The sequence below is a fragment of the Kitasatospora sp. NPDC052868 genome, from assembly GCF_044547105.1.
Classification (GTDB): domain Bacteria; phylum Actinomycetota; class Actinomycetes; order Streptomycetales; family Streptomycetaceae; genus Kitasatospora.
The window spans coordinates 38,687-64,641 of record NZ_JBITZW010000006.1; the positions used below are offsets into that span (position 1 = coordinate 38,687).

Sequence of the window (25,955 nt, forward strand, 5' to 3'; positions counted from 1 at the left end):
TGGGTCGTCGGTGATTCGTCGGGAGGTCCGGTCGGGGCGGTTCACCGGTGGACCAGGGCGGTGACGCCCCAGCTGAAGCCGGTGCCGCTGGTCGCCAGCAGCACCAGGTCGCCGCTGCGCAGCCGCTGTTCGGCCTGCAGGTCGGCCAGCGCGAGGAAGGTGTCGCCGCCGCCCATGTGGCCCAGCCGGTGGTAGTTGAAGACGCTGCGCTCGGCGGGGATGCCGAGCGAGGTCAGGACCCGCTCGTGCACCCGCTTGTCCATGTGGTTCATCAGGAACCAGCCGACGTCCTCGACGCCGCGGCCGAGCGCGGTGAGGGTCTGTTCGGCGAGCGCCCGGTAGTTCTTCACATAGGTCTGCGGCAGGTTGAGCCGGCGCGCGCGGCGGCGGACCACCACCCGGTCGTACTCGTACTCGCCGACGTAGTGGCCGTGCCAGCTCGGGTCGGTGCGGATCCGCGAGTGCACCAGCTCGAACTGCGGGTCCTCGGTGCCGACCAGGACGGCCACCACGGAGTCCCCGGTGTTGAACAGTGCGACCGACTCCGGGTCGGCGTAGTCGACGCTGCGGCTCAGCCGCTCGCCGAGCAGCACCAGCGAGTGGGTGACCCGTCCGGCGGCGACGGTGTCCGCGGCGATCTGCAGGGCGGTCGCCGGGGAGTTGCAGAAGTTGACCACCTCGAAGCACTGCGCCCCGGTGATGCCCAGCTCGTGGGCGATCGTCGCGGAGGGCGACCAGGCCGGGTGGTCCCACTCGCCGGAGCCGGCCACGATGACCTGGCCGATCCGCTCGGGTGCCACGCCGGTGCGCTCCAGCACCCGGCGCGCGGCGGTGCTCAGCAGCTCCCAGGCCGTCTCGTCCTCGCCGAACACCGGGATCTCGCCGCAGTGCGTCCAGCCGAGGATGTCCTCCAGCGGCAGCCCGGACTCGGCGTGCATTCGCTTGACGTCCATCCGCCCGGCCGGCAGGCCGGTCTCGAAGGCGAGGATCCCGGTCACCGGGCCACCCCCTGGACGTCCTGGATCTCCTGGCGCAGCTTGGCGAGGTGCGGCAGGGCGCCGAGCACGGTGGCGCCCGGCAGGCCGAAGTCGATCAGGCAGGCCATCTCGTCGACTCCCAGGTCCGCGAACTCGGCGGCGACGGTGCGGAGTTTGCCGACGGTGCCGAGCAGTCCGCCGTGCTCGTAGTAGCGCTCGAAGGAGCGGTTGACGATGAACTCGGTGTCCTGCTCGGAGAGTTTCGCCGGGTCGATCTTCCGCTTGCCGTCCACCTGGGCGCCCAGCAGCAGCCCGAGCGAGCTGCGCAGGTACCGGTTGAGCGGTTCGCGCACCAGCTCGCGCACCTCGTCCTCGTCCTCGCCGACGAAGGCGTGCACCATCAGCACCACGTGGCCGCGGCCGCCGTCGGCGCCGGGCCGCTCGGCGTAGGCCTCCCGGTAGGCGGCGATCCGTTCGGCGAGCTGGGCGGGCTCCTGGCCGAGCAGGTGGGTCAGCACGCCGGCTCCGGCCCGCCCGGCGTTGCGGAAGGTCTCCACCCCGCCGGCGCTGGTCAGCCAGACCGGCAGCTCCGGCTGGACGGGCCGCGGGTGGACGGTCAGTTCGCAGTCGTTGCCGACGCCGTCCAGGGTGCGCATCGGCTCGCCCCGCCACAGGGCGCGGACCTGCTCGATGTACTCCACGGTCACCCGGCGGCGGTCCGCGTAGTTCTCCGGGCGCAGCGCGAAGTCCGTCGCGTGCCAGCCGGAGGCGAAGGACAGGCCCACCCGGCCGCCGGAGATGTTGTCGACCACCGACCACTCCTCGGCGATCCGCACCGGGTGGTGCAGCGGGGCGACCACGCTGCCGGCCCGGATCCCGATGGTGCGGGTGACGGCCGCCAGTGCGGCGCCGGTGACCGCCGGGTTCGGGTACAGGCCGCCGAACGGGTGGAAGTGCCGTTCGGGCGTCCAGACCGCGGTGAAGCCGTTCTCGTCCGCGAACCGGGCACCGTCCAGCAGGAGTTGGTAGCGGTCGGTGCCGTTCTCGCGGCTGTCGTCGGCGAAGTAGAACAGACTCAGGTCCATCAGGCGATTCCTCCCTGGCCTTCGGCGACCGCGACGGCGGCCGGTTTGCGGGTGCGCTGGGCCCAGCGGGCGGCGCTCGGCACCAGGGCGCCGGTCACCGCGAACAGCACGGCGAAGACCAGCCACCCGGAGGCGCCGAAGCGGGTGAGCAGGACGGTGGCCAGCACCGGGGTGATCATCGAGCCGAGCTGCGTCGACATGGCGAACATGCCCTGGTACTGGCCCTGGGCGTGGTCGGGGGCCAGGCCGAAGCTGAGCGACCAGGAGCCGGCCGCGTGCAGCATCTCGCCGACCACGTGGACCATCGCGCCGAGCACCAGCACCAGCACCGCCAGCCAGGCCGAGCGGCCGCTGGCCAGCGCGAACAGGGCGCAGCAGCCGGCCAGCAGGAAGCCCGAGATCCGCATCGCCCGGGCGCCGCCCGGCACGTCCTCGGTGCCCTTGCTGACCCGGACCTGGAAGAAGACCACCGAGGCGGCGTTGATGATCACGACCAGCGGGAAGAGCCAGGCCGGCGCGTCGGTGTGCTCCGAGATCCAGATCGGCAGTGCGACGATCAGCACCCCGGAGTTCATGATCAGGACGCTGTTGGTGAGTGCCACCGCCGCGAACGGCGCGTCCCGCAGCACCGGCCAGATCGGGCCCTCGGCCTCCTCGGCCGGGGCCGGCTCGACCCGCGGCACCGACAGGTAGGCGACCCCGGCGGCCACGAACAGCGCGCCGGCGCCGAACAGCAGGGTCAGATAGGCGGTGTGGGTGTCCAGGTAGAGGCCGATCGCGCCGGCCGCGGCACCGATGGCCACACTGAGGTTGGCCGCCGCCCGCATGTACGAGACGGCGGTCACCCGCTCGTCGGCCGGGATCAGCCCGGCGATCAGCGCGCCGACCGAGGCGTCCACCGACGACTCGACGGCGAGCACCAGCGCGCTGATCGCCAGCAGCCCGGTGAAGTCCCCGACCAGCGGGTAGCCGCAGACGAACACGCCCATCAGGCAGAGCAGCACCACCGTGGTGTTGCGCGGCCCCACCGCGTCCGCGAGCCGCCCCGCCGGGACGGCGGCCAGCATGCCGACCACCGCGCCGACGCTCAGCGCCAGGCCCACCCGGTCGGCCTCGATGTGCACGGTGCGGGTGAAGTAGAGGACCGCGACGGACATCAGGATGCCGTGCGCCGCCGTCTTCGACACATGGCTCAGGCAGAGCACCCGGATCGGGCCCGCCGGGGGGATCAGCTCTTTCAGGGAGGCCATTCGTTCTCAGCTCTCAGTTCTCTACGGGTGCGGGTGCGGGGGGAAGCGGGCGGGCCGGGGGTCTCAGCCCTAGGTGGTGAGGTCGCGCAGCGCGCCGCGGTCGGTCTTGCCGTTCGGGTTCAGCGGCAGGGCGTCGAGCCGGTGGAAGCGCCGCGGCACCATGTGCATGGGCAGCCGTTTGCGCAGCCACCGCACCAGCTCGCGCGGCTCCTGCTCGGCGCCGGTGTAGAAGCCGACCAGCTCGATCTGCCGGCCCGCGCCGGAGTCCTCGCCCGGCCGCACCGGCACCACGACCGCCTGGAGCACCTCGGGGTGGCGGCACAGGACCGCCTCGATCTCCCCGAGTTCGACCCGGTAGCCGCGGATCTTCAGCTGGTTGTCCAGCCGGCCGAGGTGCACCAGGCCGGCCGGCTCGAAGCGCACCCGGTCGCCGGTGCGGTAGTAGTGCGCCTCGGTCAGCGGGCCGGTGCCGTCGTACCCGGTGGTGCGGCCCTGCTCGTGGGCGAGGAAGCGGCCGGCGTTGTCGGCCTGGTCCAGGTAGCCGTCGAAGCGCTGCGCGCCGCGGACGCACAGCTCGCCCTCGTCGCCCGGCCGGCCCTGCTCGTCCAGCAGCAGGTACTCCAGGAACCCGTACAGCGGGCCGATCGGCACCGAGTCGTTGGAGGTGTCGGGCCAGTCGGCGGGGTCGGCCGGCAGCCGGTGGGAGGTGCAGGCGACGGCGAGCTCGGTCGGCCCGTAGACGTTCTCGATCACCGTGTCCGGCGCCGCCTGCTGCCAGCGCCGGGCCTGCCGGTAGGAGAGCGGCTCGCCGATGAAGACGCTGTAGCGCAGCCCCTCGACGGCGCCGGCCGGCAGGTTGCCCAGCTCGGCGCTGACCGACACCACGGACGGCACCGAGAACCAGTGCGTGATCCGGTTGGCGACCAGGTAGTCCACCGGTGTCAGCAGGTCGGTCGGACCGGGGACGACCAGGGTCGCGCCGCCGCCCCAGGTGACGAACAGGTCGAACACCGAGGGGTCGAAGGTGAGGTCGAAGGTGTGCGACGTCCGGCAGCCCGGACCGACCTGGTAGCGGTCCACGTTGTACGCCACGTAGGGCGAGGCGTTCCGGTGCCGCACCGGCACCCCCTTGGGGGTACCGGTGGAGCCCGAGGTGAACAGGATGTAGGCGACGTCCTCCGGGCGGCCCCGGTACGGCGGCAACTCGTCGCCCTTGGTGTCGAGTTCACCGTCGAACAGGTTCAGCAGCGGGACCGGCAGCCCGGTCGGCCAGGGCCGGCCCCCGAGGCCGGTCTCGTCGGCCAGCACCAGGTCCACCTGGGCGAGTTCGCACACCCGCTGGTTGCGGACCTGCGGGAACGCCGGGTTGAGCGGGACGACGGCCGCGCCGAGCCGCAGCACCGCCAGGTAGCCGGCGAAGGCCACCAGGCTGCGGTTGGCCAGCAGGGCCACCCGGCGCGGCGGGCCGTCGCACTCCCGCAGGATCCGCCCGGCCAGCGCCTCGGCGTACCCGTGCAGCTCCCCGTAGGACACGTCCACGCCGTTGAGGTGCACCGCGACCGCGTCGGGGGTGCGCTGCGCGGACCGCTCGAACCACTCGTACAGCGTGCGCCCGTGCTCCGCCGGCAGCGCCGTCACGACGCCTCCCGTCCGGCCCGGGACAGCTGCGGGGCGTGCAGCCGCATGGTGGTCGGCTCCGGCTGCGCCACCGGCACGATGTGCAGCCGCTGGACGCCCTCGGCGTCCGGTTCCGGCAGCGCGGCCAGGCAGTCGCAGGCCACGTCCTCGAAGCCGGCGAAGCGGTACGCCACCTCCATGATCCGGTTGCGGTCGGTGCGTCGGAAGTCCGCCGCCAGGTGGACCGAGGCGGCCGCGGCCTGGTCGGTCAGCCAGCGCAGCAGCACCGCCCCGGCGCCGAACGACACCACCCGGCACGAGGTGGCCAGCAGCTTCAGCCGCCACACCCCCGGGTGCTTCTCCAGCAGCACGATGCCCACCGCGCCGTGCTCGCCGAAGCGGTCCGCCATGGTGACCACCAGCACCTCGTGCCCCGGGTCGGCCAGCAGCGCGGCCAGCGCGTCCTGTCCGTAGTGCACCCCGGTGGCGTTCATCTGGCTGGTGCGCAGGGTGAGTTCCTCCACCCGGGCGAGCTGCTCCCCGGTGGCCCGCACGATCGTCATCTCGATCGCGAGCGAGCGCAGGAACTCCTCGTCGGGGCCGGTGTACTCGCCGCGGGCCGCCTCCCGGCGGGCGTTCTCCTGGTACATCGGCCGGCGCCGGGCCGAGTCCGCGGTCACCTGCGCGGGCGTGAACTCCGCCAACCCCGTGAGCTCCAGGGCCTGTTCGGCCTCGTAGCAGCGCACCTGCGGCAGGTGGAAGGCCACCTCGGCGCGCTCGGCCGGCTGGTCGTCGATGAAGGCGATGGTGGAGACGGCGAAGTTCAGCTCCTCGGCGATCCGCCGGATCGAGTCCGACTTCGGCCCCCAGCCGATCTGCGGCACCACCAGGTACTCGGCGAGGCCGAGCTTCTCCAACTGCGCCCAGGCCAGGTCGTGGTCGTTCTTGCTGGCGACGGACTGCAGGATGCCCCGGGCGTCCAGCTCAAGGACGACGGCGCGCAGCTCCTCGGCGAACCGCACCTCGCCGTCCTCCAGCAGGGTGCCCTGCCAGAGCGTGTTGTCCAGGTCCCAGACCAGGCACTTCACACCTCCCACAGGGTCACCGCCCAGGCCGCCACCGGACTGTTGTTCAGGACGAGCACCAGATCCCCCTCGGTCAGCTCACGACGCGCCAGCAGCGCCTGAAGGTTGAGCACCACATCCATCGCACCCAGGTGTCCGTAGGCCGCCAGGTGCTCCCCGCAGACCGGGTGGACGGGCAGGCCGAGCAGCGTCTCGTAGAACCGGTAGGCGCTCGCCGCGACGTTCTGCATCAGCGTGGCGGCGATCCGCTCCTTGCCGATCCCGGCGTCCGCCAGGACCTGCTCGACCAGCGAGGCGAGCCGGTTGCGGCTGTGCAGCGCCAGCTCGAAGCGGTAGCGGTCCGGGGACGTGCAGACCTCGCGCCACTCGTACCAGGGCACGCTGCGGTAGTCGATCTCGAACAGGTCGTGGAAGGTGCCGTCGGTGGCCTGCCGGTGGGCCCGCAGCCTCGGCCGGCCGCCGCGCACCATCGTCATCGCGTAGGCGCCGTCGCCGATCACGGTGACCGGGTAGCGCACCCGGTCCAGCGCCGCGGGGCGGCTGGCGTGCGCGATCAGCACGCGCTCCCGGGCCGGGTCGGCGACCAGGAGGTCCCGGGCGAGCGCCCAGGCCGAGCTGGAGCCGGTGCAGCCCAGACCGTCCAGGGTGAAGGCGAAGGCGCCCTCCAGCTTGGCCTCGGCCTGCACCCGGGCCGCGTCCGAGCTCAGCAGTACCTCGGGCGCGCGCGGGGCCACCAGGACGAAGGTGTCCGGTACGGCGCCGGACCCCTCGGCGAGCAGCTCGCGGCAGGCGCGGGCCGCGAGTTCCGCGGCGCTCGTCTCGATCACGCCGACGGTGTGCACCCCGCTGCCGGCCGCGAACTCGGCCTGGTCGTGGTCCAGCGCCGCGGACTCCGGCAGCTCGCCGACCGGCACCAGGGTCTCGGGCAGGACGCAGTGCACCGCGCCGATGCCGATGCCGTCGTCCTGGGCCTGCGTCATGACCACACCGCTTCCGCGTGCTTGGCGAGCAGCAGCTGACAGATCTCGTCGCTGCCCTCGATGATCTGCATGAGTTTCGCGTCGCGGTACGCCCGCGCCACCACCGAGCCGTCCCGTGCCCCGGCCGAGCCGAGTACCTGGACGGCGGTGGCGGCGCCGGCCGCGGCGCCGCCCGCGGCGAGGTGCTTGGCCAGCACCGTCGCGTTGACCAGCTCGGGCGAGCCCTCGTCCCACAGCCGGGAGGCGTGCTCGCAGTACCGGGCGGCGGCCTGCTCCGCCACCACCAGTTCGGCCAGGTGCCGGGCCACCAGCTGGTGTTCGGCGATGGGGCGGCCGAACTGCCGGCGGCCGCGGGCGTGCCGGGTGGCGGCGGTGAGGCAGGCGCGGAGGATCCCGACGCAGCCCCAGGCCACCGACAGCCGCCCGAACGAGAGCGCCGGGGTGACCAGGAAGTCCACCGGCAGGCCGGCCCCGCCCAGCAGGTTGGCGGCGTCCACCCGGACGCCGTCCAGGGACACCTCGCAGTGCCCGGCGGCGCGGCAGCCCATCGGCTCGGGCACCGGGCGGATCCGCACGCCCGGTGCGTCGGCGGGCACCAGGACCGCGGCCGCGCCGGAGCCGTGGCGCCCGAACACCAGCACCAGGTCGGCGTAGGCGGCGGCGGTGATCCAGGTCTTGCCGCCGTCCACCACCACGCCGTCACCGTCCGGGCGGATGGTGGTGGTCATCGCCGACAGGTCGCTGCCGGCCTCGGGCTCGCTGAAGGCGACCGCGCACACCGAGCCGCCGGCCAGCCTGGGCAGCCAGGTCGCGCGCTGTTCGGCGCTGCCCATCCGCTGGACCGTCCACGCCGCCATGCCGTGCGAGGTGAGCAGCGAGCGCAGCGAGGAGCAGTGGGTGCCGACGTGCGCGGTGAACTCGCCGTTCACGGCGCTGCTGTAGCCCTGGCCGCCGTACTCGGGCGGGATCTGTGCGGCGAGCAGCCCGGCGACGGCCAGCTCCTTGACCACCTCGGCCGGGATCCGCCCGGCGCGGTCCCAGTCGTCGGCCTGGTCGCCCACCAGCCGGGTGACCAGGGCGCGGGCGTCGTCCGACTCCGCTCTCACCGGTCCCCGCCCTTGAGTCGGCGCACCAGGGCCGCCATCGCGTCCACGGTACGGAAGTTGTCGAGCTTGAGGTCCGGGCCGTCCACGGTGACGGCGAAGGTCTGCTCCAGGTGGACGAGCAGCTCCATCGCGAACAGGGAGGAGACCAGGCCGGTGGCGAACAGGTCGGCGTCCGCGGCGAGTTCGGTCTTGGTGCGGTCCTGGACGAAGGCGGTGATGGCGCCCTCGACGCTCCGATCGGCTTCGACAGTCATGGGTATCGACCTTTCCTGGCTGGCTAGTTGGCTGCGTAGGAGTGGAAGCCCTGGCCGTTCTTGCGGCCCCAGTGGCCGTCGGCGACCTTCTTCAACAGCAGGTCGCAGGGCTGGTAGCCGGCGTCGCCGGTGCGCTCGGCGAGGACCCGCAGGGAGTCCGCGACGTTGTCCAGGCCGATCAGGTCGCCGGTCGCCAGCGGGCCGGTGGTGTGGCCGAGGCAGCCGGTGAACAGCGCGTCGACCTGCTCGGGGGTGGCGATGCCGTCCTCGACGATCCGGGCCGCCTCGTTGATCATGCGCTGGAGGATCCGGTTGATCACGAAGCCCGGGCCGTCGCCGACCACCACGCCGTCGCGGTCCAGCGCCGTCAGCAGGTCCAGGGTGGCGGCGACCGCCGCGTCCCCGCTGCGCGGGCCGCGGATCACCTCGACGGTGCGGATCATGTACGGCGGGTTCATGAAGTGGATGCCGACCAGGTCCTGCGGCCGCTCCAGCGCGGCCGCCTGCTCGTCGATCGGCACCGCGGAGGTGTTGGACACCAGCAGGGTGCCCGGGGCCACCACGGCGGCCGCCGCGCGCAGCACCTCGCTCTTCAGGTCGGCGAGTTCGGTGACCGCCTCGATGACCACGGTGGCCTCGGCGATCGCCGCGAGCTCGGTGGTGGCGGTCAGCTCACCGGGGGTGCGGTCGCGCGCCAGCCGGCCGGTCAGCTGCGCCAGCCGAAGCTGGGCGCGGACCTTGCCGGGCGCCTGCGCCACCACGTCCGGGTCCACGTCCACCAGGGTGACCGGCAGCCCGTGGCCGACGGCCAGCGTGGCGATCCCGGTGCCCATCACGCCGGCGCCCAGCACCGCGATCCGCGGGCCCGTGCTCTTGGCTTCCGTCATGGCGTCTCGTCCTCCTCGTCTCGTGCGGCCTGGTCCGGTGCGGTCCCGGTCCGTCCTGCGTGCGCCGGGGCCGCCGGTGCCGCCGATCCCGCCGGGGGCAGGCCGGCCAGCAGCGACCCGAGGTCGGGGTTGCGCTCGGCGAGGAAGGCCAGCGCGCGGCGCAGCTGCTCGCCGCTGACGGCCGGGGTCAGCCGGTGCCGGCGCAGCCAGGGCGTCCAGTTGCGGGCGGCGATGCCGTCCACCGGGTACTCGTGGCCCTCCAGTTCCAGCAGGGCGGTGGCGGCCAGCGCGGAGCTGCCGGTGCGCCGGGCCTCGTCGGCGACCAGCTGCTGCCACTGCGGGTAGGGCAGCGGCCTGGTCGGCACGCCCGCCTCGGCGAGCTGCTCGAACAGCCCGCGCAGGCTCACCGAGCGGTCGTCCACCAGGTGGTAGGCGCGGCCCACCGAGTTCTGCGCCAGGCCGAGTTCGACCACCGCGCGGGCCACCAGGTCCACCGGGGCCACCGGGTGCAGCCGGTCGTCGGTCGGGTGCGCGCCGACCGCGAGTCCGCTGGCCAGGGTCAGCCAGATCAGGTCCTTGTCGTTGCAGGCCCCGGACTCGGCGGCGGCCATGATCAGGCCGGGCCGGAACACCCGGACCCGCATGCCGTCGGCGTCCGCGCGCTCCAGCAGCCGCTCACAGACCCACTTGCCGATGCCGTAGGCGTCGAGCTCCGGGTCCAGCGGCTGGTCCCTGGTCTCCAGGACCCGGCCGCCGTCGAGCGGGGCGGTGGCCACCAGCGAGGAGACGAAGCTGAAGTCCCGGATGCCGTGTCCGCGCATCCAGTTGAGCAGCTCCACCGTCGGCAGCACGTTGTCCTGGCGCAGCACCTTGTAGGGCTCGGTGAACACCACCTTGGCGGCGCAGTGGAACACCTGGCGCACCCGGGTGGCCAACTCGCCTCCCTGGTAGGCGGCCAGGGCCTCGCCGACGCGGCGCAGGTCGCCCGGGACGACCCGCACCCGCTCGGGGTCCGGCGCGGGCAGCCCGAGCCGGGCGGCGGCCTCGGCCAGTCGGCGCCCGCCGGCCTCCTCGTCCGCGGCCCGCACCAGGCAGTAGACCGTGCCCTCGGTGACCCGCAGCAGCTCGTGCAGCAGGAAGGCGCCGAGGTAGCCGGTGGCACCGGTCAGCAGGGTGTCGCGCCCGGCGGCCTGGCCGGCGGCCAGCGGCACCAGCGGGAGCTGGAGGTCCGCGTCGACGAACGCGCTGTCCTCGGCGTCCAGCGGGCCGTCGTCGACCTGCTCGCCGCCGGCCGCCCGCAGCCCGCGGATGATCGCCGCGGTCTTCCGGACGGTGGCCTGGCTGCCGCCCGCGCGCTGGAAGTTGACCAGGACGCCGTGCTCGCGCTCGATGTCCAGGACGAGTTGCACGGAGAGCAGCGAGGTGCCGCCGAGGGCGGCGAACTCCTGGTCGGGGCCGACCTGTTCGACGCCGAAGGTGCGCGACCAGAGGTCGGCGAGCTGCTGCTCCAGCTCGTCCCCGGCCGGACCGGCCGACTGGCCCGCCTGGGCCGGGCCGGGCTGGGCGGGGGCGAGGGCGTCCTGGGCGAGACGGTCGAGCGCCCAGTAGCGCTTGCGGGTGAACGGGTAGGTCGGCAGCGGCACCCGGCGTCCGGCGCCCCGGGAGTGCGCCTCCCAGTCAACCGTGACCCCGGCGAGCCAGGCGGCGGTCAGCGCCTCCTCCAGCTGCTCCTCCAGCTCCGCCGCCTGGTCGACGGCGTGCCGCTGCGGCCCGGGCCGGCCGCCGGCGGGCAGCAGGGTGAAGACGTCGGGCGAGTCGCCCTCGGCCGGTTCGACCGGTGTCGTGGTGTGGCCGGGCAGCGCGGCCAGCAGCCGCCGGACCAGCTCGGCGGGCGCGCCGCCCTGCGGCGGAAGCACCACGAGGGCCTGTCGGGGCTCGGACTTCGCGGTGCGGGTCTGCGGCGGCCGGGGCAGCCGCAGCGCGGCGCTCAGCGCCTGCGGCGGCGCGGTCACCACGCGGCGCTCGGCGAAGGCCTGGCGGCCGGTGCGCAGGGTGTACTCGACGTCGGGGACGGCCGTCCCGCCGCGCTCCAGGGCGTCGGCCAGCCGGCGCGACTGCTCGTCCAGCTCGGCCCGGGTGCGGGCGGAGAGCACCAGCCGGGCCACCGGCCGGGCGGGCGCCACTGGCCTGGTCGGCTCGGGCGGCGGGGCGAGCACGGCCGCCGCGTTGGTGCCGCCGACGCCGAGCGAGTTCACCAGGACGTGGCGGTCCTGGTCCGGGCAGCTCTGCGGGCTGGTGGTGACGAAGAACGGGCTGTCGGCGAGCACCTCGGGGTCGCGGGGGCGGTCGAACAGCGGGTGCGGCGGTATCGCGCCGGTCCGCGCGACGTGCACCGCCTTGATGAAGCTTGCGATGCCGGCGGCCGCGCCGGTGTGCCCGATGTTGGTGATCACCGACCCGAGCCCGCAGTACCCGCTCTTGCCGGTGGTCCGCCGGAACGCCTTGGTGAGCGCCAGCAGTTCGATGTTGTCGCCGACCGGGGTGGCGGTGCCGTGGGCGGCCACGTAGCGGATCAGCTCGGCCGGTACGTCGGCCACCTGCAGCGCGGTCGCCACCACGTCGGCAATGCCGGTCGGGCTGGGGGCGACGTAGCCCATCCGGTCGCGCCCGTCGTTGCCGACGGCGCTGCCGCGCAGCACGGCGAGCACCGGGTCGCCGTCGGCCAGCGCGTCGGCCAGCCGGCGCAGTACCACCACGCCGATGCCGGAGCTGTAGGCCGTGCCGGTGGAGTCGGCGGAGAAGGAGCGGCAGAAGCCGTCCTGGGAGACGCCCTCGTCCGGTCGGTGCAGATAGCCCCGGAAGGGGTCGACGACGGTGGCGCCGCCGGCCAGCGCGATGTCGCACTCGCCGGAGAGCAGGCTGAGCGTCGCGTAGTGCACGGCGTACAGCGAGGACGAGCAGCCGGTCTGCAGGCTCAGCGCCGGGCCGCGGGCGCCGAACTTGTACGCGGTGCGCGAGGTGAGGAAGTCGGGCTGCCCGCCGACCGTGAGGTCGAGGTCCTCGACGGCCGAGCGCAGGCCGTGCCGGTTGGCGTGGGCGTGGAACAGCGCGGCCGAGTAGCCGCCGGCCGCGCTGCCCGCGAAGACGCTGAGCACCAGGTCGCCGTCGGGCGGGTGTCCCGCGGACTCCAGCGCCTCCCAGGCGGCCTCCAGGAAGATCCGCTGCTGCGGGTCCATCAGCTCGGCGTCGCGCGGGGAGTAGCCGAAGAACTCGGCGGCGAACTGGTCCACGCCCGGGAGCGAGGTCGCCGTGCCGACGAAGTTGGGCGCCCGCATCTGCTCGGCGGTGAATCCGGCGGCCGTCAGCTCGGCCTCGGCGAGCGGGCGCATCGCCACCCGCCCGCTGTCGATGTTCTGCCAGAACTGCTGGGGCGTCCAGGCGTCGGGATAGCGGCACCCGACGCCGACGACCGCGATGTCCGTGTCGCTCGTCATGATGCGCGCTTCACCCGGCCGAGCAGGTTCGCGCGCTGTTCGGCGCCGGTCGAGGCCTGCGCCCGGGTGGCGGTTCCGGCCAGCAGCCGGGCCTGGCCGCGCACCGTGCTGTGCTCGAAGAGGTCCGACACCTTGAGCTGCAGCTCGGTCAGCCCGTGCAGTTCCTCCCAGAGCATGATCAGCAGCAGCGAACTGCCGCCTGCCTCAAGGAAGTTGGTGTCCAGCGGGACCTCTGCGGGGTCGTCCAGGTCGAGCACCTCGGCCCACGCCTTGCGCACCTGGTCGGTCAGCTCGGATTCACCGACCGTTGACAGGCCGGTGGAAACGCCGTTATCCACGAATTCTCCTTGTGCGGGGCAGGGCTGTACCGCCCTGCCGTTGATTCAGGGAAGGGAACTGGCGGGAATCTTCTTACGGTCCGAACGTTTGAAATCGGCTACCGGTGGCTTGAAACCGGCTACCGGCGGTTTTCGGCCGGGAATTCCCGTGCCGCTCCGCCCTTTTCCGTCCGGAGGTTTTCCACCCTGGCGGCCAGCTCGCCCATCGTGGCGGCCAGCAGGATTTCGGCCGGCCGCACCCGGACGCCGAACACCCGGGAAATGCGGGATGCCAGCTGGGTGGCGCCGAGGGAGTTGCCGCCCGCGTCCAGGAAGTTGTCGCCGGAGCGCGCCGGACGACCGCCGAGCACCTGCCGGCAGAGTTCCAGCAGCTCGCTCTCCAGGGGGCCGGCCGGGCCAGCGTCGACCGGCGCGGCCACCACCGCCGAGGCCAGCGCGGCGCGGTCCACCTTGCCCGTGGCGCCGAACGGGATGCGCGCCAGGACCTGCCAGCGCGGCGGCAGCATGTACGAGGGCAGCCGGCCCGCGAGCCGGGCGGCGAGCTCCCCGGGCAGGGCGGCGGCGTCGGTACCGGGCGCCGGGAGGACGTAGCCGGCCAGCACGGCCGACGGTCCCTCGCCCTCCTTCTCCACGAAGGCCGCGTCCACCAGTCCGGTCGCCGTGGCGGCCAGCTCGATCTCCGGAAGCTCGATCCGGAACCCGCGCAGCTTGACCTGGCGGTCGCGCCGGCCCAGCACCTCCAGGGCGCCGGACGGCAGCTGGCGGGCGAGGTCCCCGGTGCGGTACAGGCCGGGCCCGCCGTCCGGGTCGGCGACGAACCGCTCCGCGGTCAGCTCGGGGCGGCCCACGTAGCCGAGCGCGACCCCGGCCCCTCCGACGCACAGCTCGCCGACCTCGCCGGCCGCCACCGGGCGCAGCCCCTCGTCCAGGACGTACAGCTCGGTCTCCTGCAGCGGGTAGCCGACCGGCACCCGCTCCAGGCCGGCGACGCTCTGCGCGGTGCAGTCGAAGTAGGCGGCGAAGGTGGTGGTCTCGGTGGGGCCGTAGCCGTTGACCAGGCGCCCCGGCGGCCCGGCGGTGAGCACCCGCCGCACGGCCGGCAGCTCCAGCTGCTCGCCGCCGACCACCACGGTGGCGAGCGAGGAGCAGGCGTCCGGCACCTCGCGGGCGAGGGCGTGGAAGAGCGAGGTGGTCAGGAACATCGCGGTGATCCGCTCGCGGCGCACCAACGCCACCCATTCGTCCATGGCCAGCTCGGCGACGGACGGCAGCAGCACCACCTCGCCGCCGGCCACCAGGGTGTTCCAGACCTCGAAGGTGGTGGCGTCGAAGGCCGGGCTGGAGAGCTGGGCGACCCGGTCGCCGGGCTCGACGGTGCAGAACCGCGCCGCCACCGCGAGCCGCAGCACGGCCCGGTGCGGCACCAGGACGCCCTTGGGGCGGCCGGTCGAGCCCGAGGTGAACAGGGCGTAGGCGGGGTCGTCACCGCCGGCGTCGGGGAGGAGCACCTTGCCGGCAGGCGGCGGCTGCTCGGCGGCCAGCACGTCGAGGTGGGGTGCGACGGCGGCGAGCACGCTGTCCGGGCGGCCGTCCGAGACCGCCACCTTCACCCGGACGTCGTCGAGGATCTCCGCCACCCGCCCGGCCGGCGCCCGGGTGTCCAGCGGGAGGTAGGCCGCACCCGCCCGGAGGATGCCGAGCATCGCCACCACCAGATCGGTCGACCTGGCGGAATCCACCACCACCAGATCGCCCGGGGCCACGCCCCGCCGCACCAGGGCGGCGGCCAGCCGGCCGGACCGGGACCACAGTTCCCGGTAACTCAGACTCTTCCCAAGGAGGGGGTCGGTCACCGCCGGAGCGTGTCGGCGTAAGTCCACCGACCGTCTGACAGCATCCGCCACTCCAAGACCCCTACGTAACACCAGACCCCCCGGGCCTTTGAGAATTCGGTTTCATCGCGTGTCACGGATCGATGTCATCTTGCTGGCCGTTCACCCTCTGCGTCAAGGATTGATCGAGAGTCACTGGAGCCGCCATCGGAATGCGATCTTCCATATTCCATTCACTGTAAGAGGGGAATTCATGAAGGTTCAGACCACTGAAAATCACACGTCCGACCGTGCACGAATCCTGGTGCTGACCAGCAGGTCGGCGGCCGTACTGGCCCGGGTGCGCGACCCCCTGGCCGCCCTCACCCCGGCGGAGCGCCGGCGGGCCGCCGCCATCCCGGACCGGGACGATCGGGACACCTTCACGGCGGCGCACCTGCTCGCCCGGATCGCCGCCGCCGAGGTGCTCGGCACCGACCCCGAGGATGTGACGATCCGTCAAGAATGCGAGTACTGCACGGCGGAGCACGGGCGGCCGAGCATCCCGCTGGCGCCGGACCTCGCCGTCGGCTGGTCCCACACCCGCGGCGGGTGGGTGGCGGCGGCGGCCGGCGCGGGCCCGCTCGGCGTCGACGTCGAGACCACCCCGGCCCGGCACTCCCCCGCGCTGGCCCGCCGGGCGCTCGCCCCGGCCGAGTACCGGTGGATGCGCGAGGCGCCCGATCCCGGTACGGCGTTCCTCGACCTCTGGGTCCGCAAGGAGGCCCTGATCAAGGTCGGCCGGCTCACCCTGGGCACCCTCGCCCGCGCCGATCTGATCGGCAAGGGCCTTGAACCGATGGAGAGTTGGGGTGGCTTCCGGCTGGTACCGGTCCGCCGGGGGCCGCTCGTCGGGGCCTGCGCCCTGCCCGGCCCGGCGGCCGACCGGCTCACCGTCCGCCATCTGTGAGCGGGGCACCCGGCGCGGGTCGGCGGGCGGGTCGGCGGGTCGGCGGGTCGGCGGGCGGGCAGGGCGGCGGGCGGCGCCGGAAAACGACACGGCTGTCCCACCCGCCCCACGAGCTCCGGGGCCAGCGGCGCCCGGCGCTATTTCGCCGGCGCGCACCGCATCCCGTCCCGCCGGCCTCCCGAGTGCCGGCGGGACGGGACGGGTCAGATCTGCGCGGTGACCTCGGCGGCCGCCCGGGCCCCGGAGGCCAGTGCGGCGTTGAGGGTGGCGTTGTCCACGTCGGTGTGCTCGCCCGCGAAGTGGATCCGGCCCTCCTGGACCGCCTCGTAGCCGGCGAAGGAGGTGTACTGGCCGGTCCGGTAGTAGTGGTAGGCGCCCAGGTGCCACGGGTCGAGCGACCAGTGGTCCTCGTAGGCCCGGCCGTTGTAGGTGGCCGTGGTGCCGGGGTGGAGGTGCTCGATCTGGGCGAGGAAGGCGGTCACGTCGGCCGCCGGGGCCGGGCCGTGCGCCGGGCCGGTGAGCCGGTCGCGGGCGCCGTCGCCCCCGGGGAAGTTGACCAGCAGGGCCGGTCCGCCCGTCGGGCCCAGCTGGACCGAGCCGTCCCAGGCGGTCTGGTAGCCGAGCGGTCCGGTGTTGGAGATGCCGTTGTACCCGAGGGCGGGCCAGGTCTTCCGGGAGAGTTGGGTGACCAGCTTGCCGTTCTGGCCCATCCCCTGCTGCCGGATCGCGGTCAGCTTCAGGGCCGACAGGTTGGCCCGGGAGAGGTCGACGTTGCGCAGCGTGCTGAACGGCAGCGCCAGCACCACGTGGTCGGCGCGGACGGTGACGGTGCTGCCGCACTGGTCGAAGGTGCAGGTGTAGCCGCCGTCGGCGTTCTGCGCGAGGGCGACCAGCTGGTGCCCCTGACGGACCGTCCCGGCGGGCAGCTGTCCGACCATGCCGCTGACCAACTGGTCGTTGCCACCCACCAGGTGGTACTTCTCGTCGAACCCCTCGGCACCGCCGAACACGCTGGAGGAGCCGAGGAAGCCGATCATGCCCAGCGCCGAGGACTGCCCGGGCTCGCCGCCCGACTGCAGCTGGATGGACTGGATCAGCTGACCGAGCCGGGAGTCCGCCGGGAGGCCGATCTCGTCGAGGTAGTCCAGGCAGGACAGCTGGTCCAGCCGGTAGGCCTCGGCCGTGTGGTGGTCGTGGCGCGGGGTGCCGATGGCCCGGTAGGAGGCGCTGAAGGCGTCGAACGCCCCGGCGATCCAGTCGTCCTGCTGCTGCTCGCCGCTGTACAGCGTGCCGTTGATCCAGGCCGCGTAGTCGCCGGAGTCGAGCGCGCCGCCGTTCGCGTACTCGCGCTGCAGGCCGAGGCTGTCGGCCAGGGCGAGGACGGCGTGGTCGGTCGAGCTGATGAAGGATCCGCCGTGTTCGGAGACCTGGCCGCCGGCGAAGTAGCCGCGCAGGGACCAGCAGCGGCCGCCGAGGTGGGTGGTGTCCGCCTCGTAGACGGTCGCGGCGACCGGCTTGGCCCGGTTCCACAGCCGGTGGGCGCAGCGCAGCCCGGCGAGGCCGGCTCCGATGACCACCACCCGGGGTGCGGTGGCCGCGGCGGCCGGGGCGGGGGCGAGCAGTCCGGTGGACAGGCCGGCGGCGGCGACGGCGCCCGCGGTGCCGAGGATCCGGCGGCGGGTGAGGTGGCGTTCGGCGCGTTCGGCCCGCTCGCCGGCCACCTCGGCGACGGGCATCCGGCGGCGGCGAGCCTCGCCCAGGGCGGAGAAGGCCGCGCGCAGCGGATCGGGCAGGCCCGCCCGGTCCCCGCCGTTGGACGGGGAGCCGGACGGGGAGCCGGACGCGGCGCGGGTCGAGCGCGGGGCGGCGGGTTCACGGTGCATGTGGTGCCTCTTCTCGGGGGGACGGCCTCCCTGCGGCACTGTGGGGGGCGGCAGGCGGCGACGGATCGGAGAGGCTCGCGCGGCGGCGTGGCGCCCGACGCGTGGTTCGAGTTGCTGGGGAGTGAAACGCCCGCGCATCACCGTTGTCAACAGTGTTGCGCAAACCCGCGCCGAATCCCCGGCCACCGACCCCGGCCACCCCGGACCGCCCGAACCGCCCGAACCGCCCCCGGGATCACCCGGCGCTCACCGCGGGACCGCCCGCGTCACGCCCCGCGGACGGCCGCGACCCGCTGCTCGATCGCGGTGATCAGCGCCTCCACCCGGGCGTGGAAGATCTGGTCGTGCGTCACCTCGGCCAGCTGGCGCCCCAGCCGGGTGATGTTCGGGAACCCCTGGGCGTCGACCGCCCGGTACTCGCGGCTCCACGAGGACTCGTCCGCGGCCCGGACCTCCGGGTCGAAGAGCAGGTAGGCGGCCCGCTGCCCGACGTAGGCCAGCAGCGAGTCGCCGACCATCCGGTAGTGCACGGCCGCCTCGGCGCCGTCCAGCCCCGCCTCCATGACGGCCCCGAGGATCAGCTCGACGACCCGGAACTCGTTGGCCCGCCGGGTGGTCCGGCTGGCCATCGCCGAGCTGACCGCCGGGTACTTGAGGGCGACCGCCAGCGAGCCGTCGGCCAGCGCCCGCAGCCGCCCCTTCCAGTCCAGGCCGTCGGGGATGCTCTCCAGCACCTCGCCCAGCGTCCGGTCGGCGACGGAGAGCAGCAGCTCGTCCTTGTCGCGGAAGTGCCGGTAGACCGCGGTCGGATCGGCGCCCAGCTCCTCGCCGAGGCGGCGGACGGTGAAGGCGTCGGCGCTGCCCCTGGCGGCGATCCGCAGGCTCGCCTCGATGATCGCCTCGGGCGTCAGCTGGGCGCCGACGCGCTTGGTCCGGGCGGGAGTTGCGTGGTTCTTCTGCATGGTGCCCCCAGTGTATCGATGCGTGCGCGATGTTGCGCAACACTGTTGACAACAGTGTTGCGCTGCCGTTCACTCCTCCACAACAACACGCCGAGCGGGCCCGCCCGCCGAGGGGGAGGTTCCATTGATGGCACAGGCCGAAGCGGCGAACGACGGGCAGCGGGCCGACACCGTCTTCGTGGGGGGCCGGGTCTTCACCGCGACCGCGGCGGAGCCGATCGAGGCCGCGGTGGCCGTCCGGGACGGCCGGATCACCGCGGTCGCCGACGAGGCGTCGGTCCGGCTGCTGGTGGGCCGCGACACCGAGGTGGTCGACCTCGCGGGCGGCCTGCTCGTCCCCGGGTTCCAGGACGCCCACGTGCACCCGGCGGTGGCCGGCGTCCAGATGCTGCGCTGCGACCTGTCGGCGCAGCGCACGGTGGCGGGCTACCTGGAGGCGGTCGCCGGCTACGCCGCGGCCCACCCCGACGCCCGCTGGATCTGCGGCGGCGGCTGGTCGATGGACGTCTTCCCCGGGGGCGTCCCCACCCGCGCGATGCTCGACGCCGTGGTGCCGGACCGGCCCGTGCTGCTCACCAACCGCGACGGCCACGGCGCCTGGGTCAACTCGGCGGCGCTGCGGCTGGCCGGCGTCGACCGCGACACCCCCGACCCGGCGGACGGCCGGATCGAACGGGAGGCCGACGGCAGCCCGGCCGGCACCCTGCAGGAGGGGGCGATGGACCTGGTCGCCGCGCACGTCCCCGTCGCGACGGCGGACGAGGCGCACGCCGGTCTGCTCGTCGCCCAGCAGCACCTCTTCTCGCTCGGGGTGACGAGCTGGCAGGACGCCATGATCGGCGCCTTCCCCGGCAACCCCGACAACTACCAGGTCTACCTGCGCGCCGCCCGGGAGGGCGCCCTGCAGGCCCGGGTGGTGGGCGCGCTCTGGTGGGACCGCGAACGCGGCCTGGAGCAGCTGCCCGAGCTGGAGGAGCGCCGCCGCGGCGGGCGGCTCGGCCGGTTCCGCGCCACCACCGTGAAGATCATGCAGGACGGCATCGCGGAGAACTTCACCGCCAGCATGCTGGAGCCCTACCTGGACCGCTGCGGTTGCCCCACCGGGAACTCCGGACTCACCTTCGTCGGCCCGGAGGTGCTCAACGAGGCGGTCCGCGCCCTGGACAGGGCCGGCTTCCAGGTGCACTTCCACGCGCTCGGCGACCGCGCCGTCCGCGAGGCGCTCGACGCGCTGGCCGCGGCCCGGGAGGCCAACGGCCCGGGCGACAATCGCCACCACCTGGCCCATCTCCAAGTGGTCCACCCCGACGACGTCGCCCGCTTCGCCGAGCTGGGGGCCGCCGCCAACATCCAGGCGCTGTGGGCCGCGCACGAGCCGCAGATGGACGAGCTGACGATCCCGTTCCTCGGCCCCGAGCGCTCGGCCCGGCAGTACCCGTTCGGGGACCTCCAGCGGGCCGGCACCCGGCTGGTGGCCGGCAGCGACTGGTCGGTGAGCAGCCCCAACCCGCTCTGGGGCATCCACGTCGCGGTCAACCGGGCCGTCCCGGTGGACGCCCCCAACGCCTCGGCCGACCACCGGCCGCGCGAACCGTTCCACCCCGAACAGGCCCTGACGCTCGCCCAGGCCCTCACCGCGTACACCGCCGGCAGCGCCTGGGTGAACCACCTCGACGACGTCACCGGGACGGTCGAGGTCGGCAAGTTCGCGGACCTCGTCGTGCTGGACCGCGACCCCTTCGAGCACCCGGCCGAGGAGATCGGCCGCACCCGGGTGCTGCGCACCTACATCGACGGCCGCGCCGTCTTCACCGCCACCTCCTGACCCCCGCCCACTCCCCCACGGAGGACCCCCCATGAGATCCGGCCCCCGCGCCCTGCTGGCCGCCGCCACCGCGGCCGCCGCCCTCGCCACCAGCGCCTGCAGCGGCACCGCCCAGCAGGGCGGCGACACCGCCGCCGGCTACCGGCTGACGGACACCACGCCCGCCGCCGCGGGCGGCATCGACTCCTTCACCTGGTCGCTCTTCGCCGAGCCGACCTCGATCGACTACGCCTACTCGTTCGACTTCCCGCCGAACCAGATCCTCTCCAACGTCTGCGAGAGCCTGCTGCGGTGGAACCCGGACCTCACCACCTCGCCCAACCTGGCCAGCTCGTTCACCAACCCGACGCCCACCAGCTGGGTCTACCGGATCCGCCCCGGGGTGCACTTCCACGACGGGACGGAGCTCACCGCGGACGACGTCGTCGCCTCGCTGCGCCGCAACCTGGACCCGGCCGTGGCAGGCGTCTGGGCCAACCCGTTCCGCAACGTGCGGTCGATCGAGAAGACCGGCGCACTGGAGGTCACCGTCACCCTGAAGACCCCGGACTCCACCTTCAACAAGTACCTGGCGGCCGGCCCCGGCACCATCGAGTCGGCGGCCACCCTGGCCAAGGCCGGCAAGGACTACGGCAACCCCTCGACCGGGGTGAACTGCACCGGGCCGTTCGCGTTCTCCTCCTGGACGTCCGGCCAGTCGCTGGTGCTCAAGCGCTTCGACGACTACTGGAACCCCGGGCTGAAGGCCAAGTCCGGCGAGGTCAGGTTCGTCTTCCTGTCCGACCCGACCACCCGGGTCAACGCCTTCCGCAGCGGCGAGGTCGACGGCGGCTGGATGGTCCCGCCCACCGCCTACGGGCAGTTGAGGTCCACCCCCGGAGGCGCGCTCTACTTCGGCCAGAACACCACCGTCGCCACCGAGGTGGTCAACAACCTCAAGGGCCCGCTCGGCGACGCCCGGGTGCGCCGGGCCCTGCTGATGGCCATCGACCGCAAGGGCATCGTCAAGGCCGGCGCCAACGGGGTCGGCGAGGTCGCCGACTCCCTGGTGACGGACAACAACTGGAACGGCGCCCCGGGCGCCGCCGACCTGCTCAAGGACCTGCCCGCCTACCCGTACGACACCGCCAAGGCGAAGGCGCTCGCCGCCGAGGCCGGGGTGGCCGGCCAGAAGGTGGTGATCGCGACCAGCCCGCTGGACTCCCAGACCACCATCATCACCCAGGCCGTCGCCCAGGCCGCCACGGCCATCGGGCTCAAGCCGGAGATCGACACCATCGCCGCGGACAAGTACACCGCGCTCTTCACCGACCCGGCCGCCCGCCAGGGCATCGACCTCTTCCTGACCTTCTGGTACACCTCGATCACCGACCCGCTGGACATGTTCGGCTCGCTGCGGACGGGGGCGTTCAGCAACTACGGCGGCTGGTCCGACCCGCAGTTCGACGCGGCCGTCGACCGGGCCGTCGGCGCCTACGACCCGGCCGAGCACACCGCCGCCACCGGGACCGCCCAGAAGATCGCCATGACGCAGCTGCCCTGGCTGCCGCTGTACACCGAGCCGGTCAGCGTCTTCCTCGGCAAGCGGATCACCGGTGTCCAGCCGTCCATCGCCTACCTCTACTACCCGTGGGCCGCCGAGATCGGCGCCAAGGGATGACGCCCGCCGCCGCCCTGCGGGCGGCCCGATCGGCGCTGCGCAGACTGCTGGGCATGGCGGTGACCCTGCTGGTCACCTCGTTCCTGGTGTTCACCTCGCTCTACCTGGCACCCGGCGATCCGGCCGCCTTCCTGGTCCGCGGGCGCAGCCCGGGCCCGCAGGAACTCGCCACGCTCCGCGCGCAGTACGGCTTCGACGACCCGTTCCCGGTGCGCTACTGGCACTGGCTGGAGGGCGTGCTGCAGGGCGACTTCGGCCGCTCCCACCTGTTCCACCAGAGCGTCGGCGAGGTACTGGCCTCCCGGCTCCCGGCCACCCTGCTGCTGGTCGGGGTGGCGACCCTGCTGATCGCCGTGGTGGGCGTCGGCGCCGGCATCGTCGGTGCGCTGCGGCGCGGCACCCGTACCGGCTCCGCCGTGCTGCTGCTGGTGACGGTCGGCGCCGCGGTGCCCTCCTTCGTCGCGGCGATCGTGCTGCGCTCGGTCCTCGGGGTGAACCTCGGCTGGTTCCCCACCATCGGCAACGGCACCGGCCTGGTGGACCGGCTGCACCACGTGCTGCTGCCCGCGATCGCCCTGTCGGTGACCTTCATGGCGCTGGTCACCCGGGTGACCCGCTCGGCGATGCTCGACGAGCTGCGGCGCGAGCACGTCGAGGTCGCGCTGAGCCGCGGGCTGCCCCGGCGGACGGTCATCCGGCGGCACGTGCTGCGCAACGCCCTCGGCCCGATCGCCACCGTCGGCGGGCTGCTGGTCTCGGGGATGCTGGTCAGCACCGCGATCGTGGAGACCGCGTTCGGCATGTCCGGGGTCGGCTCGCTGCTGGTCCAGTGCGTGGACCAGCTCGACTTCCAGGTCGTCCAGGCGATCGTGCTGCTGGTGGTCGCCGCCTTCGTCGTCGTCAACACCGTGGTGGACCTGGTCCAGCCGCTGATCGACCCGCGTGTGCGCGCGGCGGGAGGAGCCCGATGAGCAGCCCGACAACCCTGTTGAGCAGCCCGCTGCGCACCCTGCGGCGGCTCGGCGGCGGCCCGCTGACCAGGGCGGGCGCGCTGGTGCTCGGCCTGTTCGTCCTCGCGGCGCTGTTCGCGCCCTGGCTCGCCCCGCAGGACCCGGCCTTCGGCGAGCTCGGCAACGGCTTCGCCGGCCCGGGCCCCGAGCACTGGCTCGGGACGGACGGCGGCGGGCACGACACCTTCTCGGCGCTCGTCGAGGGGACCCGCACCAGTCTGGCCGGACCGCTCGCCGTGGTGTCGTTCGCCGCCCTCGCGGGCATCCCGGTGGGCCTGTTCGCCGCCTGGCGCGGCGGCTGGGTCGACGCCCTGATCGGCCGGGTGCTGGACATCCTGTTCGCCTTCCCCGCCCTGCTGCTGGCGATCCTCGCCGTCGCCCTGTTCGGCAAGGGGCTGACCGCGCCCGTCCTGGCCATGGCCGTCGCCTACCTGCCGTACACCGCCCGGCTGGTGCGCAGCCTCACCGCGCAGGAGAAGGTGCGGCCGTACATCGCCGCCTACCGGGTCCAGGGCCACTCGGCCGTGTTCGTCGCGGTGCGCCGGCTGCTGCCGGGCATCATGCCGACCGTCCTCGCCCAGTCGACGGTCAACTTCGGCTACGCCCTGCTGGACCTCGCCGCGCTGTCCTTCCTCGGGCTCGGCGTGCAACCGCCCACCCCCGACTGGGGCGCCATGATCAACCAGGGGCAGGCGGCCGTGCTGCAGGGGCAGCCGCTGTCCGCGATCGTCCCGGCCGTCGCGGTCGTGCTGGTCGTCGTCGCCTTCAACGTCGTCGGGGAGCACCTCGGCGACCGGCTCGCGGGGAGGGAATCCTGATGCCGCTGCTCGAGTACGAGGGCCTGCACGTCGCCCTGCCGGGGATGGCCCGGCCGATCCTGGACGGCGTCAGCCTGGGCGTCGCCGCCGGGGAGGCCGTCGCCCTGGTCGGCGAGTCCGGGTCCGGCAAGTCGGTGACCGCCCGCGCCGCACTCGGCCTGTTCCCGCCCGGCGCACGGGTCGGCGGCCTGGTCCGGGTGGACGGGGTCGAGCTGGTCGGCGCGGACCAGGCGAGCCTGCGCGAGGTGCGCACCGCCAAGGCCTCGATGATCTTCCAGGACCCCCGGGCCGGCATCAACCCGGTGCGCCGGGTCGGCGACTTCCTCACCGAGCAGCTGCGGCTGGTCCGCGGCCGCTCGAAGGCCGGGGCCCGGGCCCGCGCCCTCGAACTGCTGGCGGCCGTCGGCCTGCCCGACCCGCCCCGGCACCTGCGCCAGTACCCGCACCAGATGTCCGGCGGCATGCTGCAGCGCGTCATGATCGCCGGGGCGCTCACCGCCGAGCCGCGCCTGCTGCTCTGCGACGAGCCCACGACCGCGCTGGACGTCACCACCCAGGCCGAGATCATGGCCATCCTGCGCCGGCTCCAGCGCGACATCGGCCTCGGCCTGCTCCTGATCACCCACGACCTGGACCTCGCGGCGGCCACCTGCGACCGGATCTACGTGATGTACGCCGGGCGGATCGTCGAGTCCGGCGCCGCCGCCGACCTGCTCGCCGCGCCCCGACACCCCTACACCGCCGGCCTGTTGGGCTCCTCGCCGCCGTTGGAGGGGCCGCTCGGCCGGCTCCTGCCGATCCCCGGCGCCCCGCTGGGCCTGGCGCAGAGCGCCCCCGGTTGCGCGTTCGCCGACCGCTGCCGGTTCGCCCGGCCCGGGCTGTGCGACCAGAGCGTGCCGGAGCCGGCCGCGGTGGGGGCGACGGTGGTCGCCTGCCACCGGGCGGAGGAGCTCGCGTCCTCGCCCGAACCCGCCTGGCCCGGCTCGGCCCCGGCTCCGGCTTCGGCGTCGGCTTCGGTTACGGCTCCGGCGTCGGCCTCCGCTTCGAACCCGGCTCCCGAGGAGGACCGTTGACCACCGACCCCGGCCTGCTGCTCCAGGTCAGCGGCCTGCGCAAGACCTACCCGACCGGCGGGGCGCCCCTCGTCGCGGTCGACGACCTCTCCTTCACCCTGCGCCCCGGCGGAGCCCTGGGCATCGTGGGCGAGTCCGGTTCGGGCAAGACCACCACCGCGCGGATGCTGGTCGGCCTGGAACGCCCCGACCACGGCGAGATCCTGGTCCAGGGCACCCCGCTCGCCCCGCGGACCCGCGGCCGGGCCGCCCGGCTGGCCCGCGCCAAGGCCGTCCAGATCGTCTTCCAGGACCCGTACCTGTCGCTGGACGCACGCCTCGGCATCGGCGACACCCTGGACGCGGTGCTGCGCCTGCACGGCTCCCCGGAGCGGTCGGGACGGGCCGGGCGGGCCTACCGGGCGGCCCGGGTACGGGAGTTGCTGGCCCAGGTGGGCCTCGGCGAGCGGGAGGCCGCCGCGCCGCCGCGGCTGCTCTCCGGCGGACAGCGCCAACGCGCCGCCATCGCACGGGCGCTGGCCGTCGAGCCGGCCGTCCTGGTACTGGACGAGGCGGTGTCGGCGCTGGACGTCTCGGTCCAGGCGCAGGTCCTCAACCTGCTCGCCGACATCCGCCGGGACACCGGCATCGGGCTGGTCTTCGTCAGCCACGACCTGGCGGTCGTGCGCTACATCTGCGACGAGGCCCTGGTGATGTACCGCGGCCGGACGATGGAGCACCGGCCCGTCGACGAGCTGCTCACCACGCCCCGGCACCCCTACACCCGGCTGCTGCTCTCCTCCGTCCCGCACCCCGGGTGGGACCCGGAGGCGATCGGCGCGCAGCGCCGCGACCTCGCGGCGGCGGGCGGGCAGGAAGGATAGAGCCGGG

General features: G+C 73.9%; 21 protein-coding genes. 7 read left to right on the forward strand and 14 right to left on the reverse strand.

Features of this window, described 5'->3' with window-relative positions:
• Positions 1-41: 41 nt before the first annotated feature.
• The 12 genes from ACIGZJ_RS12530 to ACIGZJ_RS12585 all read right to left on the reverse strand — a co-directional run bounded on the left by ACIGZJ_RS12530 (position 42) and on the right by ACIGZJ_RS12585 (position 14,998).
• Positions 42-998: a 3-oxoacyl-ACP synthase III family protein gene (locus ACIGZJ_RS12530; RefSeq protein ID WP_396457154.1), complete on the reverse strand. Its 957-nt coding sequence runs from the start codon at positions 996-998 to the stop codon at positions 42-44.
• Entirely contained in the window at positions 995-2,062 is a 1,068-nt protein-coding gene (locus ACIGZJ_RS12535) for a MupA/Atu3671 family FMN-dependent luciferase-like monooxygenase (RefSeq protein WP_396457155.1), read from the reverse strand. Before ACIGZJ_RS12535 ends, ACIGZJ_RS12530 begins: the two co-directional genes overlap by 4 nt.
• On the reverse strand, positions 2,062-3,312 hold the full coding sequence (locus ACIGZJ_RS12540; protein ID WP_392939955.1) for an MFS transporter: 1,251 nt from the start codon (positions 3,310-3,312) through the stop codon (positions 2,062-2,064). The genes ACIGZJ_RS12535 and ACIGZJ_RS12540 overlap by 1 nt, the downstream gene beginning before the upstream one ends.
• A 69-nt stretch (positions 3,313-3,381) precedes the next feature.
• A complete protein-coding gene (locus tag ACIGZJ_RS12545) occupies positions 3,382-4,950 on the reverse strand; it encodes an amino acid adenylation domain-containing protein (protein ID WP_396457156.1) in 1,569 nt (522 codons plus the stop codon).
• Complete coding sequence (locus ACIGZJ_RS12550) at positions 4,947-6,026, reverse strand: HAD-IIIC family phosphatase (RefSeq protein WP_396457157.1); 1,080 nt, start codon at positions 6,024-6,026, stop codon at positions 4,947-4,949. The genes ACIGZJ_RS12545 and ACIGZJ_RS12550 overlap by 4 nt, the downstream gene beginning before the upstream one ends.
• Entirely contained in the window at positions 6,014-6,994 is a 981-nt protein-coding gene (locus ACIGZJ_RS12555; RefSeq protein WP_396457158.1) for a 3-oxoacyl-ACP synthase, read from the reverse strand. Before ACIGZJ_RS12555 ends, ACIGZJ_RS12550 begins: the two co-directional genes overlap by 13 nt.
• Positions 6,991-8,100: an acyl-CoA dehydrogenase family protein gene (locus tag ACIGZJ_RS12560; RefSeq protein WP_396457159.1), complete on the reverse strand. Its 1,110-nt coding sequence runs from the start codon at positions 8,098-8,100 to the stop codon at positions 6,991-6,993. The genes ACIGZJ_RS12555 and ACIGZJ_RS12560 overlap by 4 nt, the downstream gene beginning before the upstream one ends.
• Positions 8,097-8,354 carry an acyl carrier protein gene (locus ACIGZJ_RS12565; protein ID WP_392939964.1) on the reverse strand — a complete coding sequence of 86 codons (258 nt, stop codon included), beginning with the start codon at positions 8,352-8,354 and terminating at the stop codon, positions 8,097-8,099. The genes ACIGZJ_RS12560 and ACIGZJ_RS12565 overlap by 4 nt, the downstream gene beginning before the upstream one ends.
• Before the next feature lie 23 nt (positions 8,355-8,377).
• Positions 8,378-9,241: a 3-hydroxyacyl-CoA dehydrogenase family protein gene (locus tag ACIGZJ_RS12570; RefSeq protein WP_396457160.1), complete on the reverse strand. Its 864-nt coding sequence runs from the start codon at positions 9,239-9,241 to the stop codon at positions 8,378-8,380.
• Positions 9,238-12,735, reverse strand: a complete 3,498-nt coding sequence (locus tag ACIGZJ_RS12575) for a thioester reductase domain-containing protein (RefSeq protein WP_396457161.1) — start codon at positions 12,733-12,735, stop codon at positions 9,238-9,240. The genes ACIGZJ_RS12570 and ACIGZJ_RS12575 overlap by 4 nt, the downstream gene beginning before the upstream one ends.
• The gene (locus ACIGZJ_RS12580; RefSeq protein ID WP_392939970.1) at positions 12,732-13,073 is read right to left on the reverse strand and encodes an acyl carrier protein; all 342 of its coding nucleotides are present in this window, start codon (positions 13,071-13,073) and stop codon (positions 12,732-12,734) included. The genes ACIGZJ_RS12575 and ACIGZJ_RS12580 overlap by 4 nt, the downstream gene beginning before the upstream one ends.
• 119 nt (positions 13,074-13,192) lie before the next feature.
• Entirely contained in the window at positions 13,193-14,998 is a 1,806-nt protein-coding gene (locus ACIGZJ_RS12585; protein WP_396457162.1) for an amino acid adenylation domain-containing protein, read from the reverse strand.
• A gap of 160 nt (positions 14,999-15,158) precedes the next feature.
• On the opposite strand from ACIGZJ_RS12585, the gene ACIGZJ_RS12590 reads away from it, so the two are divergent.
• A complete protein-coding gene (locus ACIGZJ_RS12590; protein WP_396457163.1) occupies positions 15,159-15,854 on the forward strand; it encodes a 4'-phosphopantetheinyl transferase family protein in 696 nt (231 codons plus the stop codon).
• 203 nt (positions 15,855-16,057) lie between these two features.
• Here the strand turns inward: ACIGZJ_RS12590 and ACIGZJ_RS12595 are convergent, their stop codons facing one another.
• Positions 16,058-17,737 (reverse strand): flavin monoamine oxidase family protein, encoded by a 1,680-nt coding sequence (locus ACIGZJ_RS12595; protein ID WP_396457164.1) that lies wholly within the window; start codon positions 17,735-17,737, stop codon positions 16,058-16,060.
• 266 nt (positions 17,738-18,003) lie between these two features.
• Complete coding sequence (locus ACIGZJ_RS12600; RefSeq protein ID WP_396457165.1) at positions 18,004-18,699, reverse strand: TetR/AcrR family transcriptional regulator; 696 nt, start codon at positions 18,697-18,699, stop codon at positions 18,004-18,006.
• Positions 18,700-18,826: 127 nt separating this feature from the next.
• Here ACIGZJ_RS12600 and ACIGZJ_RS12605 point away from each other — a divergent pair, with 127 nt between their 5' ends.
• Genes ACIGZJ_RS12605 through ACIGZJ_RS12630 form a run of 6 tightly spaced genes read left to right on the forward strand, consistent with a single transcriptional unit; the run spans position 18,827 to position 25,948 of the window.
• Positions 18,827-20,524, forward strand: a complete 1,698-nt coding sequence (locus ACIGZJ_RS12605) for an amidohydrolase (RefSeq protein WP_396457166.1) — start codon at positions 18,827-18,829, stop codon at positions 20,522-20,524.
• A 31-nt stretch (positions 20,525-20,555) separates the two neighbouring features.
• Complete coding sequence (locus tag ACIGZJ_RS12610) at positions 20,556-22,184, forward strand: ABC transporter substrate-binding protein (RefSeq protein ID WP_396457167.1); 1,629 nt, start codon at positions 20,556-20,558, stop codon at positions 22,182-22,184.
• On the forward strand, positions 22,181-23,155 hold the full coding sequence (locus tag ACIGZJ_RS12615) for an ABC transporter permease (protein ID WP_392939979.1): 975 nt from the start codon (positions 22,181-22,183) through the stop codon (positions 23,153-23,155). Before ACIGZJ_RS12610 ends, ACIGZJ_RS12615 begins: the two co-directional genes overlap by 4 nt.
• Positions 23,152-24,012, forward strand: a complete 861-nt coding sequence (locus ACIGZJ_RS12620) for an ABC transporter permease (RefSeq protein ID WP_392939981.1) — start codon at positions 23,152-23,154, stop codon at positions 24,010-24,012. Before ACIGZJ_RS12615 ends, ACIGZJ_RS12620 begins: the two co-directional genes overlap by 4 nt.
• Positions 24,012-25,085, forward strand: coding sequence for an ABC transporter ATP-binding protein (locus ACIGZJ_RS12625; RefSeq protein ID WP_396457168.1), 1,074 nt, complete (start codon positions 24,012-24,014; stop codon positions 25,083-25,085). The genes ACIGZJ_RS12620 and ACIGZJ_RS12625 overlap by 1 nt, the downstream gene beginning before the upstream one ends.
• Positions 25,082-25,948 carry an ATP-binding cassette domain-containing protein gene (locus ACIGZJ_RS12630; RefSeq protein WP_396457169.1) on the forward strand — a complete coding sequence of 289 codons (867 nt, stop codon included), beginning with the start codon at positions 25,082-25,084 and terminating at the stop codon, positions 25,946-25,948. The genes ACIGZJ_RS12625 and ACIGZJ_RS12630 overlap by 4 nt, the downstream gene beginning before the upstream one ends.
• The last annotated feature ends 7 nt before the right edge of the window (positions 25,949-25,955 follow it).

Bases quoted from the DNA above. Each gene is read 5' to 3' on its own strand.
- ACIGZJ_RS12535 (WP_396457155.1), bottom strand. From the start codon at position 2,062: ATGGACCTGAGTCTGTTCTACTTCGCCGACGACAGCCGCGAGAACGGC.
- ACIGZJ_RS12540 (WP_392939955.1), bottom strand. From the start codon at position 3,312: ATGGCCTCCCTGAAAGAGCTGATCCCCCCGGCGGGCCCGATCCGGGTG.
- ACIGZJ_RS12555 (WP_396457158.1), bottom strand. From the start codon at position 6,994: ATGACGCAGGCCCAGGACGACGGCATCGGCATCGGCGCGGTGCACTGC.
- ACIGZJ_RS12565 (WP_392939964.1), bottom strand. From the start codon at position 8,354: ATGACTGTCGAAGCCGATCGGAGCGTCGAGGGCGCCATCACCGCCTTC.
- ACIGZJ_RS12570 (WP_396457160.1), bottom strand. From the start codon at position 9,241: ATGACGGAAGCCAAGAGCACGGGCCCGCGGATCGCGGTGCTGGGCGCC.
- ACIGZJ_RS12575 (WP_396457161.1), bottom strand. From the start codon at position 12,735: ATGACGAGCGACACGGACATCGCGGTCGTCGGCGTCGGGTGCCGCTAT.
- ACIGZJ_RS12590 (WP_396457163.1), top strand. From the start codon at position 15,159: ATGAAGGTTCAGACCACTGAAAATCACACGTCCGACCGTGCACGAATC.
- ACIGZJ_RS12595 (WP_396457164.1), bottom strand. From the start codon at position 17,737: ATGCACCGTGAACCCGCCGCCCCGCGCTCGACCCGCGCCGCGTCCGGC.
- ACIGZJ_RS12600 (WP_396457165.1), bottom strand. From the start codon at position 18,699: ATGCAGAAGAACCACGCAACTCCCGCCCGGACCAAGCGCGTCGGCGCC.
- ACIGZJ_RS12605 (WP_396457166.1), top strand. From the start codon at position 18,827: ATGGCACAGGCCGAAGCGGCGAACGACGGGCAGCGGGCCGACACCGTC.
- ACIGZJ_RS12610 (WP_396457167.1), top strand. From the start codon at position 20,556: ATGAGATCCGGCCCCCGCGCCCTGCTGGCCGCCGCCACCGCGGCCGCC.
- ACIGZJ_RS12615 (WP_392939979.1), top strand. From the start codon at position 22,181: ATGACGCCCGCCGCCGCCCTGCGGGCGGCCCGATCGGCGCTGCGCAGA.
- ACIGZJ_RS12620 (WP_392939981.1), top strand. From the start codon at position 23,152: ATGAGCAGCCCGACAACCCTGTTGAGCAGCCCGCTGCGCACCCTGCGG.
- ACIGZJ_RS12625 (WP_396457168.1), top strand. From the start codon at position 24,012: ATGCCGCTGCTCGAGTACGAGGGCCTGCACGTCGCCCTGCCGGGGATG.